The organism is Streptomyces sp. bgisy130, from assembly GCF_057708345.1.
In genome coordinates this window covers 81,751-94,856 of record NZ_JBYISA010000004.1, presented here as the reverse complement: position 1 = coordinate 94,856, position 13,106 = coordinate 81,751, and the positions used below count along the sequence as shown (strand labels likewise).

The following is a 13,106-nucleotide window of genomic DNA, read 5'->3' as shown; positions in this document are numbered from 1 at the left end:
GTGCTCACGCCCCTGCGCGGCACCGTGCCCCGGCCCGCGGCCGTACCCCTGCCCGCAGCCGTGGCCATCACCCTGCACGTGGCCGCCACCCCCCTGCCCCTGCCCAGGCAGCTGATCATTGCCCCGCGGCTGAGTGCCCTTGCCTGCCATAGGCCCTACCGTGGCACGCCGATCCGATTGCGGCTACCAGCGTGATACGCCCGCTGACCAGGTGCGACCTCGTTGCAGAAGCAGGTCCGGTGCGGGTCCGATACGGGCCCCGTACGCGCCCCAGCCGACCCGGGACTCACACCCGCCCGGCCCCCGCCGCCTCACCGCGACCTTCGACGCCGCCCTCATCCGGGCTGCCCTCACCCCGGCCGCCCTCACCCCCGCTTCCCTCAACCACCCCAATCCCCAAAGCCGCATCCCTAACCGCCTCAGACTCCCGGCGGAAAAGACGGAACCACATGAAGACGACGAAGCCGGCGAAGACGAACCACTCGCCGGTGTAGCCGAGGTTCTGGAAGGCCTTGAGGTCCAGTCCGCTGCCCTCGGCCGCGGCCGGGGGGACGGCGCGCAGTGGTGCCTGGGTGTCGGTGAGCGTGATCCAGGCGTCGTACACGTCGTACGGCACGATGTTGACCAGCGACGCCGCGCTGATCATGGTGAGCCGACCCGGCGCCGGCCCGCCGCCGCCTGGTACGCCGTCGGTGCCCTGGGTCTCGGAGGCCTGGAGTGCGCCGGTGACCGTCACCTCGCCCTTGGGCGGCGCGGGCACCTTGGCGGTGTCGGTCTTGTCGCCGGCGTCGCCGGGCAGCCAGCCCCGGACGACAGGCAGGGCCTTGCCGCCGTCCGTACGGAGCAGCGTGAGGACGTAGAAGCCCTGCCGCTCGCCGTGTTTGTCCTTCAACGTGCGGCCCGGTACGAGCAGTTGGTGTCCGGTGTCGTAGTGGCCGCGGGCGCCGGCCTGGCGGCCGGAGGTCACCTGGTCGACGGGGAGCAGCCGCTCCAGGGGGCGGGCGGCCGCGGTCTTGGCCCGGGCGGAGCGGTCCTCCTGCTGCCGGTGGCTGTCGACGCGGTCCTCGAAGCGGCTCAGCTGCCAGCTGCCCATGAAGATGCAGACGGGGATCGCCAGTACGGCGAAGACGTTGATTCCCCACCACCGCGGGGTCAGCAGGAACCGGTACACGCCCTCAACGGTACGGGGCCCGGCCCGCGGGACCGCACCGACCCCTCCACGCTCCGGCCCCGATGGCCGGGACCTGGGCCGTCGGTGTCACTGCGTCGCGAGCGCCTCGGTGCGGTAGACGGTCCCCGCGCAGGCGTCCGTGACCTTGGCATCGGCCGCGGCGGGTTCGCCGGCCTCCGGTGTGTGGCTGAGCACGATGCCGCCGGGCGCGGTGCCGCCGTCGCCGGTGCCCTCGTTGCCGCCCCCCTCGCCGCCGCCTTCGCCGGGCGGGGTCGCGGCGTCCGGGGACTGCCCCGGGTCCTTGGATGCCTCGGGCGTCGGCGTCGGGCCGGGATTGACGCACCCGGTGGCACCGCCGCCCGACTCCGGGATCCAGGCGAACTTGACCTCGTACGCCTCCCCCGGCTTGAGAACCAGCTGGTCAGGGGTGGTGGCCGGGTCGGGCAGTCCGGTGGCCTCGTCGCCCGAGGTGTGGTCGACGACATGGATGCGGTCGGCGCTGGTGGAGCCCTGGGCGACCAGGCCGAGGGAGCCGCCGCCCTCGACGGAGCATGCGCTGCCGGAGGTGTTGACCACCCGGAACGCGCCGTAGACGCGGCCCGTGGAGTCGGCCGTGCCGACCGTGCTGGTGCCCTGGCCGAGCTGTTCCCGCCCGCAGACCGGCGAGGTGACGTCCATGGTCTCGTCCGGTGCGGGGGTGCCGGCGCCCGCGCCGTGGCCCGTGCCGGGCTTCCCGGCGTTCCTGGCCTTGTCCGCGGGCTTGTCCTCGCCGCGCTTCTCGCCGTTCTTGCCGGCCGGCTGCGGACCGGCCTGCTCGGTGCCTTCGCCGTGCGCCCCTTCGGCGCCGCCCTGAGGATGCGGGCGGCCGGCCGCGTTGGCGGGCCGCTCGTCGGAGCTGCCTGCGAGGTGGGCCACGTGGACCATGGCGGGGATGGAGGTGCCGCCGAGCAGCAGCGCGGCCGCGGCGCCCACGACGGCGTGCCGGCGGCGCTGGCGGCGGGCGGGCACCGCGCGGCGCAGCTGCTCCAGCGCGTCCGGCGCGGGTTCGAGGTCGCCGACGCGGGAGTGCAGCAGCCGCCGCAGGTCGTCCTCGCCGCCGAAGTCGCCGCCGGTGGGGTGGCTTCGGCCGGGGCCGTCGCCGGGGCCGTCGCCGCCGCCGTTGCCGGTACCGCCGCCGAAGCCGGAGCCGGTGGGCCCGTCGCTGCCGTACGCATGGCTCTCGGGTTCGTCACCGGCGTCCGGGGCACCCTCCGTGGCGTCGGGCGCACGGTCCGTGACAGCGATGTCATCGCCGTTGCCGGATACTTGGCCGGTTTTGGCACCCTGCCCGCACGGGTCGTCGGGCTGACGGCCGCCCTCCGGCTCACCGCCGGGGCGCCCTTGTGGCGCACGCGCCGCAGGGAGCTCACGCGTCGCATCGGCGGGCCGTGCGCGCAGGCCGGCCGGGTCGTCCGCGTCGCGCCGTGCCGCGGTGCCGGGAGCGCCCCGTACGCCGGGTGCTTCGTGGAGCCGGCCGTACGGGGTGCCGGGGCGGGCGGAGTTGAGCGGGCCGGGCCCGGGGGTGCTGCTGTGGTTCATGGGGTCGATCGAGGTGCTGGGGGAATACGGGGTGCTCGGGTGGAGCGTGTCGTACGAGCCGCAGGCGTCGTACGGGTGGTGCCGGCCATACGTCGTGCCACTCATGCCGGAGCCTCCATCGCGACGCGGAGCGCCGCGATGCCCCGCGACCCGTAGGCCTTCACGGAACCGAGCGATATGCCCAGCGTCTCGGCGACCTGCGCCTCGGTCATATCAGCGAAGTAGCGCAGTACCAGCACTTCGCGCTGCCGGCGCTGGAGTCCCCGCATCGCCTTGATCAGCTGGTCCCGCTCCAGCAGGTCGTACGCGCCTTCCTCGGCGCTCGCCATGTCGGGCATCGGCTTGGAGAGCAGCTTGAGCCCGAGGATGCGCCGACGCAGCGCGGAGCGCGAGAGGTTGACGACGGTCTGCCGGAGATAGGCGAGGGTCTTCTCGGGTTCGCGCACCCGTCCGCGCGCGGAGTGCACGCGGATGAAGGCCTCTTGGACCACGTCCTCGCAGGAGGCGGTGTCGTCAAGGAGCAGCGCGGCGAGACCGAGCAGCGAGCGGTAGTGCGCGCGGTAGGTCTCGGTGAGGTGGTCGACTGTGGTGCCCGCTGCCATCGCGTCGTCAGTGTCCCCACGCTGAGGGGGAATCTGGGCGGGACGCGTGGTGGGCCAGGGAGCGATCACCGGCATGCCCCCGGACACACGGGGGCGCGGTGGGTGCACTGCCGCGCCGGCTGCGCCCGCTGGGGCGATGGTGAATCCGAGTACCTCTGCCACGCCTGTTGGACACGCTTCCCCCTATAAGGGTTGTACGCGCAAGGCACCGCTTTTGACGATGCATCAAATGCCCTCATGCGTACCAGCTCTTCCTGAATGCCCTGATATGCCCCTACGTGAAGACCCCGCTGCCCGAGGGCGCACCCCGTGACCGCAGGGCACCCCTGAGGCCACCCCTGAGGGCGGCCACAAAGACGCTCCCCACCCAACTGCCGGTTGCAGTGTGGCGGGGAGCGAATCGTCGAACGGATCGTCAGCCCAGATCAAGAGGCCGGGACCGGCAATTCGCTCACAGAATCTTCACACGCTCCACAAAGTATCTCTCAGGCGGACGATGCGCGACGGCCGATCCCGCCAACTCGCCCACCACGGCGCCCGCCACGACGGAACGCGCGGCAGCAGGACGCGGGGAGACCAGGAAAAAACGGGACCGGCGGAGCACCGGCCAGCAAGACAGTAAGGCACCGGGAAACCGGTCCGGGACCGTGCCTACCCCTGGAGCTCGGCCGCCACCAGCTCGCCGATCTGCGCGGTGTTGAGAGCCGCCCCCTTGCGCAGATTGTCCCCGCACACGAACAGCTCCAGCGCCCGCGGATCGTCCAGCGAACGCCGCACCCGCCCGACCCAGGTCGGATCCGTCCCGACGACATCGGCCGGGGTGGGGTACTCGTCCTCGGCCGGGTCGTCACTGAGGACGACACCGGGGGCCGCGGCCAGGATCTCGTGCGCGCCGCCGACCGTGACCTCGTTCTCGAACCGGGCGTGCACGGTCAGCGAGTGGGTCGTGATGACCGGCACCCGCACACAGGTCGCGGTGACCGGCAGCTCCGGCAGCCCCAGGATCTTGCGGGACTCGTCACGGATCCTGAGCTCCTCGGAGGACCAGCCGTCCTCCCGGAGCGAGCCGGCCCAGGGCACCACGTTGAGGGCGATCGGCGCCGGAAACGGCCCCAGGGTGTCCCCGACGGCCCGCCGCACATCGCCGGGCGTGTTCCCCAGCTCCGTACCGGAGACCGCGGACAGCTGCGCCCGCAGGGTGTCGACGCCTGCTTTGCCCACCCCGGACACGGCCTGGTACGAGGAGACGATCAGCTCGCTCAGCCCGTACTCGGCATGCAGCGCACCCAGCGCGACGATCATCGAGAGCGTGGTGCAGTTCGGGTTGGCGATGATGCCGCGCGGGCGGACCCGGGCGGCATGCGCATTGACCTCGGGCACGACGAGGGGCACGTCCGGGTCCAGCCGGAACGTGCCCGCGTTGTCGATGACCACCGCGCCCTTGGAGACCGCGACCGGCACCCACCGCGCGGAGACCTCGTCGGGGACGTCGAACATCGCGACGTCGATCCCGTCGAAGGCCTCCTCGCTCAGCGCGACGACCTCGACCTCCGCGCCCCGCACGGTCAGCTTGCGGCCGGCCGAGCGGGGGGAGGCGATCAGCCGGATCTCGCCCCAGATGTCGGCCCGCTCGGACAGGATGCCCAGCAGGACCGAGCCGACGGCGCCGGTGGCACCGACGACGGCGAGCTGCGGCTTGGCGGCCGTGCGGGCGTCCGTCCCCAGCGTGTCAGCGAGGGACGGACGGCCCGCCTCGGCCGGAATCATCGACCGGTGCCGCCATAGACCACGGCCTCGTCACTGTCGGTGTCGAGACCGAAGGCGGTGTGCACGGCGCACACGGCCTCGTTGACGTCATCGGCACGGGTGACGACCGAGATGCGGATCTCGGAGGTCGAGATGAGCTCGATGTTCACGCCGGCGTTCGACAGCGCCTCGAAGAACGTCGCGGTGACGCCCGGGTTGGTCTTCATCCCCGCGCCGACCAGCGAGATCTTGGCGATCTGGTCGTCGTAGCGCAGCGAGTCGAAGCCGACCGCGGCCCGGGTCTTCTCCAGGGCGGCGACGGCCTTGCGGCCCTCGGTCTTGGGCAGCGTGAAGGAGATGTCGGTCAGACCGGTCGACGCGGCGGACACGTTCTGCACGACCATGTCGATGTTGACCTCGGAGTCCGCGATCGCACGGAAGATGCGCGCGGCCTCGCCCGGCTTGTCCGGGACTCCGACGACCGTGACCTTCGCCTCGGAGGTGTCGTGTGCGACGCCCGAGATGATTGCCTGCTCCATCGGCTGGTCCCCTTGCGGTTCGTTGCTGACCCAGGTGCCCTTCAGTCCCGAGAAGGACGAGCGGACATGGATCGGGATGTTGTAACGGCGTGCGTATTCGACGCAACGGTGCAGCAGCACCTTGGAGCCGGAGCTGGCCAGCTCCAGCATGTCCTCGAAGGAGATCCAGTCGATCTTCCGGGCCTTCTTCACGACCCGCGGGTCGGCGGTGAAGACACCGTCCACATCGGTGTAGATCTCACAGACATCGGCGTCCAGGGCGGCCGCCAGCGCGACGGCGGTCGTGTCCGACCCACCGCGCCCCAGCGTCGTGATGTCCTTCTTGTCCTGGGACACACCCTGGAACCCGGCGACGATGGCGATATTGCCCTCGTCGACCGAGGTCTTGATCCGGCCCGGCGTGACATCGATGATCCGTGCCTTGTTGTGCACGGAATCGGTGATCACACCGGCCTGGCTGCCCGTGAAGGACTGCGCCTCATGGCCGAGGTTTTTGATTGCCATCGCCAGCAGGGCCATGGAGATCCGCTCTCCGGCGGTCAGCAGCATGTCGAACTCGCGCCCCGACGGGATCGGGGACACTTCCTGCGCGAGATCGATCAGCTCGTCCGTCGTGTCGCCCATCGCCGAAACCACCACGACAACCTGGTTGCCGTTCTTCTTGGCCTCGACGACTCGCTTGGCAACGCGCTTGATGCCCTCGGCATCCGCAACGGATGAGCCGCCGTACTTCTGCACGACAAGGCCCACGTGCGCTCCTCGCAACTGTCTCTTCGGGAGTTTCCTCCCGGACCCCCGGAAATGGGGGTACTGCGGTCGGCTCAGTCTATCGAGCAGGCGGCGTCCGCCCTGCTGATACCACATCGTGAGACATGGGACTCACCCATTGATCACGGCAACCTCACCGTGTTCACCTGGCTCGTGCGTTCCACGTCCCGCGGCGGCTCCACAAGGCGCACCGTTGCGCCCGCTCGGCGAGCACATGCCCGCTCCAGGCCGGTACACACGGAAACGTAACCCAGGTCACAGGGTCCGGCTACGGCGAGGACGTCCATGGAGCCGGAGAATCCCGCCCCGGCGGCCGCCCCCGGGCTCACATCCCCCGCAGTCCCAGCGGCCCGGCGATCTCCGCCGCCATGACCTTCCCGGCCTCCTCGGCCAGCTGCTCCTCGTCGCCGCTGACGCCGCTGTCGGTGTCCAGGCCGTCCAGCTCGTCCAGCGGCTGGTCGAGGCGTACGTGGGCGACCAGCGACTGGAGCGCCCGCAGGGCGGCGGAGGCGGTCGGGCCCCAGTTGGAGAGGTAGGAGAACTGCCACCACCACAGGGCCTCGCTGACCCGGCCCGCGCGGTAGTGCGCGAGACCGTGCCGCAGATCGGTGATGATGTCGGCCAGGTCGTCGGAGATCCGGCTGGCGACCGGCTCGCTGCGCGGCACATACGGGTCGAAGACCTCGGAGTACACGTCCACCGGGTCGAGCAGGTTCGCGAAGCGCTCGCGCAGCTCGTCGACATCCGGCTCCGGGCCGATGTCCGGCTCGTACCGCTCGTCCGGGACGAAGTCCTCATGAGCGCCCAGACGGCCGCCGGTGAGCAGCAGCTGGGAGATCTCCAGCAGCAGGAAGGGCACCGCGCTGTCCGGCTCGTCACCCTTGGCGACTTCCGTCACGGCGACGATGAAGCTCTCGATCGAATCGGAGATCGATACCGCGAAGTCGTCCGGGTCCTGTGTCGCGTTGTGCAGCGTGGCATCAGACATCGAGAAGTCTCCTCCCTTCGAAGGCCCGCCCCAGCGTGACCTCGTCCGCGTACTCCAGATCGCCGCCGACCGGCAGACCGCTCGCCAGTCGCGTCACCCTCAGGCCCATGGGTTTGATCATGCGGGCCAGATACGTGGCCGTGGCCTCGCCCTCCAGATTCGGGTCGGTGGCCAGGATCAGCTCGGTGACGGTGCCGTCCGCGAGCCTGGCCAGCAGTTCCCTGATCCGCAGGTCGTCGGGGCCGACGCCCTCGATCGGGCTGATCGCCCCACCGAGGACGTGGTAGCGACCGCGGAACTCGCGGGTCCGCTCGATCGCCACGACGTCCTTGGGCTCCTCCACGACGCAGATGACCGCCGGATCGCGCCTCGGGTCCAGGCAGACCCGGCACTGCTCCTCCTGCGCCACATTGCCGCAGGTACCGCAGAACCGGACCTTCGCCTTGACCTCCATCAGCGCGTTCGCGAGCCGGCGGACATCGGTCGGCTCGGCCTGAAGAATGTGGAAGGCGATCCGCTGCGCGCTCTTGGGACCGACGCCGGGCAGCCTGCCCAACTCGTCGATCAGGTCCTGGACCACGCCTTCATACACGGAACGTCTTCTCTCTCTTCTGCCGTGGTGCGTACGCTAGTTGGCTACTCCTCAGAAGGGGAGACCGGGGATTCCGCCACCGCCCAGACCCTGGGCGAGCGGACCGAGCTTCTGCTGCTGAAGCTGCTGGGCGCTGGCGTTGGCGTCCCGGACCGCCGCCAGCACGAGGTCGGCGATCGTCTCGGCCGTCTCCTCCGCGGAGTCGGTGTCGACCGCCTTGGGGTCGATGACCAGGCCCTGGAGCTCTCCGGAGCCGGTCACCGTCGCCTTGACCAGACCACCGCCCGCGGAACCCTCGACGGGTGTCTCCGCCAGTTCCTGCTGGGCTGCCGCGAGGTCCTGCTGCATCTTCTGGGCCTGCTGAAGCAGCTGCTGCATATTGGGCTGACCACCGGGGATCACGACGTGACTCCTGCCATACGACAACGATTGGTGCGGTAGCCCGAGCCTACGTGTTTCACGGGCCCCGCGCCCTACGCCGTAGGGAGGAGCACGGATGTACGCCGGGCGTACGCCCGGTTACCCGCTTTCGCCCCACCCACCCCGCCTACGCGGTGGCCGTCGGCGCCTACTCGTTGTTGAACTCCTCCAGCACCGTCGCGCCCAGTTCGCGCACGATCAGGTCGTGTCCGCTGAGCGCGGAGTCGACGAGATCGGCGTCGTCCTCGGCCGGCATGTCGTACTCGATCGAGGTCGGCGGGGGCTCCGGCGCACGGTACGAGGACTCCGCCGCGGGCGTGCTCTGGCCGCCGCCCCCGGACGACGGGGCGGAGACGGCCTCCCGGGCCATCCGCGCACCCTGGCTTCCGCCACCGCCGCCATTGCCGCCGCTGCCACCGTCCTGCCCGTACTGGCCGCCGGACGACGTGGGCGCCGACGGGCCGCCCTGCTGGGGCGGGGGCTGCGGCGCGCTCTGCTGCGGCGCGGCGGGCGCACCGCCACCGAAGCCGCCGCCCCCGCCGCCGCGGGGGCCACCACCGGCCGCGGGACCGGCGCCGCCCGACGGGTCGACGATCGCCTCGACCCGCCACTGCACCTGGAACCGCTCGGCCAGCACGTCCTTGAGGACGTCCTCGCTGCCGCCGTTGGCGAAGCTGTCGCGGGCACCGGCGTTGGGGAAGCCGATCTGGAGGGTGGTGCCGTCGAAGCCGGAGACCTGGGCGTTCTGGCTCAGCAGGATCCAGGTGAAACGGCGGCGGTCCTTCACCGCTTCCAGGATGTCCGGCCACATCTGCCGCACCTGGGCGGCACCCTGCGCCGCCCCCGGGGCCGCGGCGGCCGGCGGCGGCTGCTGGGCCGCGGGCGCGGGCGCCCCGGCCGGCGGCCCGGACGCGGCCGGCGGCGCGGGAGCCGCGCCCTGCGGCGCCTGACCGCCCTGCCCCGGCGCCACGGCCGTGGGCCAGCCACCGGGCTGGCGTCCGGCAGCACCGCCATTGTTGGCTGCGGGGCCGGTGGGTGTGGCGTTGCCCGCGCTGCCGGGCCAGGCGCCGGGTCGGGGGGTCGCTGTCTCACTGCTCTGGGCGCCTTGGCCGCCTTGGCTGCCGTGACCGCCCTGGTTGCCCTGGCCGCCCTGGGGAGCGTCCGCCGGGGCGCCGCCGGGGCCCCGGCCCGCGCTGCCGGGCCAGGCGCCGGGCCGAGGGGCCACTGCCTCACCGGCCTGGCCACCCTGGCCGCCCTGGCCGCCCTGGCCGCCGTGCGGAGCGTCCGCCGGGCCGCCTTGGGGCGCGCCCGCGCCACCGCTGTCGCTTTGCTGCTGCCCGCCACCCTGCGCCGCCACCGGCCCGCCGGATGCCCCGGCTCCGGCTCCGGCCCCGGCTCCGGCCGTCGGCGCCGACGGGGCGGCGGCCGGAGCCCCTGCCCCACCGGACGGGCCGCCACTCACCGCGCCCCGCACCGCGGCCCGCGCGGCGGCCGGCCCGGACGGTCCCGCCGGCATCGGCGGATGGGCCTCCGGCCCCGGCACATAACCGGCCGCGGGTCCGCCACCGGACGCCACCACGGGCGGCGCCCCGAGCCCGGGGCCTCCCCCGGCGCCCGCACCGCCGCCCATACCGCCGGCCCCGCCCAGCAGCGCCGCGCCCGCACCGCGCTCCAGACGGTCGAGCCGCGCCTGCACCGACCGCTCGTCGTCGTACGCCGCGGGCAGCAGCACCCGGGCAGAGATCAGCTCCAGCTGGAGCCGCGGCGAGGTCGCCCCGCGCATCTCCGTCAGCCCCGCATTGACCAGGTCGGCGGCCCGGCTCAGCTCGGCCGCCCCGAAGACGGACGCCTGCGCCGTCATCCGTTCCACGACATCCACGGGGGCGTCGATCAGCCCCTTCTCCCCCGCGTCCGGCACGGCCGCCAGGATCACCAGATCCCGCAGCCGCTCCAGCAGATCGGCGACGAACCTCCGAGGGTCATTCCCGCCCTCGATGACCCGTTCCACGACCTCGAAGGCCGCCGCGCCGTCCCCCGCGGCGAACGCCTCCACGATCGAATCCAGCAGCGACCCGTCGGTGTACCCGAGCAGCGCCGTCGCCATGGCATAAGTCACACCGTCCGCACCGGCACCGGCGAGCAGCTGGTCCATCACGGACATCGAGTCCCGCACCGAACCGGCCCCGGCCCGCACCACCAGCGGCAGCACCCCGTCCTCGACCGGGCTGTCCTCGCGCCCGCACACCTCGGCGAGGTACTCCCGCAGGGTCCCCGGCGGCACCAGCCGGAACGGATAGTGATGCGTACGCGACCGGATCGTCCCGATGACCTTCTCGGGCTCGGTCGTCGCGAAGATGAACTTCAGATGCTCCGGCGGCTCCTCGACGACCTTCAGCAGGGCGTTGAAGCCCGCGGAGGTCACCATGTGCGCCTCATCGATGATGTAGATCTTGTAGCGGCTGCTGGCCGGCCCGAAGAACGCCTTCTCCCGCAGCTCACGGGCGTCGTCCACACCACCGTGCGAGGCCGCGTCGATCTCGATCACATCGATGGAGCCCCGGCCGTTCCTGGCCAGGTCCACACACGACTGGCATTTTCCACAGGGTGTGGGGGTGGGACCTTCCTCACAGTTGAGGCAGCGCGCCAGGATCCGCGCACTCGTCGTCTTGCCGCAGCCACGCGGGCCACTGAACAAATAGGCGTGGTTGACCCGGTTGTTCCGCAGAGCCTGCTGGAGCGGATCGGTCACGTGCTCTTGCCCGATGACCTCGGCGAAGGTCTCGGGCCGGTAGCGGCGGTACAGCGCAAGGGACGACACGCATACGACGATATCGGGCCGCACTGACAACCGGCGGGGCCCCGCAAACGCAAGCGCCCCCCACGCACCCGCCAGAGCCAACCTACCCTTGCTGCCTTCCGGCCCTGGGGGAGTTCAGTCAGATAGCGCCACGTGAGGGGCTGCGCACCAGAGTAGCGGATCCCCCACCCAAGAAACGAACCCGGCCCCACCTCCGATCCACTCCCCACCCCCCGCCATCCCCTCCCGAGGATCATGGTCGCGAGCACTCCCCAACGTCTTGTATTGTTTGCGGCGGAGGATTCGCCTAGTGGCCTAGGGCGCACGCTTGGAAAGCGTGTTGGGGGCAACCCCTCACGAGTTCGAATCTCGTATCCTCCGCCAGTGCTCTCACCGGGCACGATGTCGAAGGGCCCCACCGCTTGCGGTGGGGCCCTTCGACGTTGTCTCAGCCCTCGTTGTCCTGGCCTTTGTCCACAAGAGCAGGCCATCGCTGATCAGGTGATCCAGGCTCCAGCGATCAAGGAGTTCCCTCACGAGGTGGGCGACCGGGCGGCCCTCCAGATCGGCCGGGCCGACGTCGTGGGCGGTGACGATGTGGCGGCTGTGCGCACACATGAGACCGATGGGCCCGACCCCATGTCGGGCCCATCGGTCGTTTTGCTTCACGGAACGCCCTCGGCGAGGTTCAGCGGCACAGGGCGGTGTCCACGGCGCGTTCGAGATTCCTCCGGCCCGCCTCGTCGGTGAGCTGCAGGGTGACCGCGACGTTGGTGGCGCGGCCGTCGTCGGTGGCGCCGCCTCGGGTCTCGTACCCCGGGAAGCTGCCGCCGTGGCCCCAGGAGAGGCCGCCGCACGGCAGCGGCCTGCTGACGAGTCCAAGTCCGTAGCGGGCGCCGGGGCCGAAGGTCGCTTCGGCGGGGACGGTGGAGCGCATCTGGGCGAGCTGGGCCGAGGGCAGGAGGCGGCCGGCCAGGAGTGCGGTGAAGAAGCGGTTGAGGTCGGAGCCGGTGGAGACCATCTGGCCTGCCGCCCAGCCCCAGGAGGGGTCGATCTCCGTGATGTCGCGCAGCGGCGCGTCCGCCGATTCCCGGTAGTAGCCGTGGGGGTGGGGCTCCCGAATGCTCGCGTCACCGGGGGCGGGGAAGTAGGTGTGGCGCAGCCCGGCGCGTCGGATGACGCGCCAGTCGATCTCCTCGGCCAGGGGGCGGCCGGTGACCTTCTGGACGATCAGGCCGGCGAGCAGGTAATTGGTGTTGCTGTACTTCCAACTCGTCCCGGGGGCGACGTCGGCCGGGTGCTGGAGGGCTGTGGCGAGCAGTTCGCGGGGTGTGTAGTACCGGACGTCGTCCCCGAGGTGGTCGCTGTAGTTGGGGAGTCCGCTGGTCTGCTGGAGGAGCTGGCGGACGGTGATGTGCCGTCCGTCGATCCCCTTTCCGCGGACGAGGCCGGGCAGGTAGGTGTCGACGGAGGCGTCCAGGTCCACCCTCCGTTCCGCGACGAGTTGGAGGACGACGACCGCGACGAAGGTCTTGGTGTTGCTGCCGATCCGTACCTGGCCGTCCCTGGGCACCTTCGAGCCGGTGGTCAGGTCGCCCACTCCTGCGGTGTAGGTGCGGATGCGGCCGTCACGGTCCTGGACGCTCGCCAGCGCGGCAGGCATCCCGTCATCGCGCACCAGCGTGTTCAGGGCCTGCTGGACGGCGTCCGGCCTGGCGGCGGCAGCAGCGGAGGCCGCGGAATCGGAGGCGGAGGCGGCGGGCGGGGCGAGGGCGCCCAGCGTCATGACGCCGATGGCCACCGCGGCCGCGGCAGGCAGGGCCCGTCGCCGCGTGCCCGGCTGCCGGCATGGCGAGCGAAGCCCTTGCCGTGTCTGTCCACGCATGAGTCAACTCCTGAGGAATC

The 13,106-nt window shown here is 71.6% G+C and carries 10 protein-coding genes, 1 tRNA gene and 1 other RNA gene; 1 reads left to right on the top strand and 11 read right to left on the bottom strand.

The window, feature by feature from the left end:
- Positions 1–286 precede the first annotated feature (286 nt).
- The 10 genes from AC3EUV_RS07825 to ffs all read right to left on the bottom strand — a co-directional run bounded on the left by AC3EUV_RS07825 (position 287) and on the right by ffs (position 11,367).
- Complete coding sequence (locus AC3EUV_RS07825) at positions 287–1,171, bottom strand: SURF1 family protein (protein WP_435602501.1); 885 nt, start codon at positions 1,169–1,171, stop codon at positions 287–289.
- Positions 1,172–1,258: 87 nt separating this feature from the next.
- Positions 1,259–2,854: a hypothetical protein gene (locus tag AC3EUV_RS07820; protein WP_435602500.1), complete on the bottom strand. Its 1,596-nt coding sequence runs from the start codon at positions 2,852–2,854 to the stop codon at positions 1,259–1,261.
- Positions 2,851–3,513 carry a SigE family RNA polymerase sigma factor gene (locus AC3EUV_RS07815; RefSeq protein ID WP_386442509.1) on the bottom strand — a complete coding sequence of 221 codons (663 nt, stop codon included), beginning with the start codon at positions 3,511–3,513 and terminating at the stop codon, positions 2,851–2,853. The genes AC3EUV_RS07820 and AC3EUV_RS07815 overlap by 4 nt, the downstream gene beginning before the upstream one ends.
- Positions 3,514–4,002: 489 nt before the next feature.
- Positions 4,003–5,118: an aspartate-semialdehyde dehydrogenase gene (locus AC3EUV_RS07810; RefSeq protein WP_432140343.1), complete on the bottom strand. Its 1,116-nt coding sequence runs from the start codon at positions 5,116–5,118 to the stop codon at positions 4,003–4,005.
- Positions 5,115–6,386 carry an aspartate kinase gene (locus AC3EUV_RS07805; RefSeq protein ID WP_085927809.1) on the bottom strand — a complete coding sequence of 424 codons (1,272 nt, stop codon included), beginning with the start codon at positions 6,384–6,386 and terminating at the stop codon, positions 5,115–5,117. Before AC3EUV_RS07805 ends, AC3EUV_RS07810 begins: the two co-directional genes overlap by 4 nt.
- Before the next feature lie 343 nt (positions 6,387–6,729).
- The gene (locus AC3EUV_RS07800) at positions 6,730–7,392 is read right to left on the bottom strand and encodes a DUF5063 domain-containing protein (protein WP_042150613.1); all 663 of its coding nucleotides are present in this window, start codon (positions 7,390–7,392) and stop codon (positions 6,730–6,732) included.
- Positions 7,385–7,984 carry a recombination mediator RecR gene (recR, locus tag AC3EUV_RS07795; protein WP_018089931.1) on the bottom strand — a complete coding sequence of 200 codons (600 nt, stop codon included), beginning with the start codon at positions 7,982–7,984 and terminating at the stop codon, positions 7,385–7,387. The genes AC3EUV_RS07800 and recR overlap by 8 nt, the downstream gene beginning before the upstream one ends.
- Positions 7,985–8,035: 51 nt before the next feature.
- Positions 8,036–8,386: a YbaB/EbfC family nucleoid-associated protein gene (locus tag AC3EUV_RS07790; protein ID WP_078889642.1), complete on the bottom strand. Its 351-nt coding sequence runs from the start codon at positions 8,384–8,386 to the stop codon at positions 8,036–8,038.
- A gap of 166 nt (positions 8,387–8,552) precedes the next feature.
- A complete protein-coding gene (locus AC3EUV_RS07785) occupies positions 8,553–11,222 on the bottom strand; it encodes a DNA polymerase III subunit gamma and tau (protein WP_432140344.1) in 2,670 nt (889 codons plus the stop codon).
- 46 nt (positions 11,223–11,268) lie between these two features.
- Positions 11,269–11,367: signal recognition particle sRNA small type (ffs, locus tag AC3EUV_RS07780), an RNA gene on the bottom strand.
- Between the two features lie 130 nt (positions 11,368–11,497).
- Here ffs and AC3EUV_RS07775 point away from each other — a divergent pair.
- Positions 11,498–11,585, top strand: a tRNA-Ser gene (locus AC3EUV_RS07775).
- Between the two features lie 304 nt (positions 11,586–11,889).
- Here the strand turns inward: AC3EUV_RS07775 and AC3EUV_RS07770 are convergent.
- Positions 11,890–13,086, bottom strand: coding sequence for a serine hydrolase domain-containing protein (locus AC3EUV_RS07770; RefSeq protein WP_432140371.1), 1,197 nt, complete (start codon positions 13,084–13,086; stop codon positions 11,890–11,892).
- Positions 13,087–13,106: the final 20 nt, after the last annotated feature.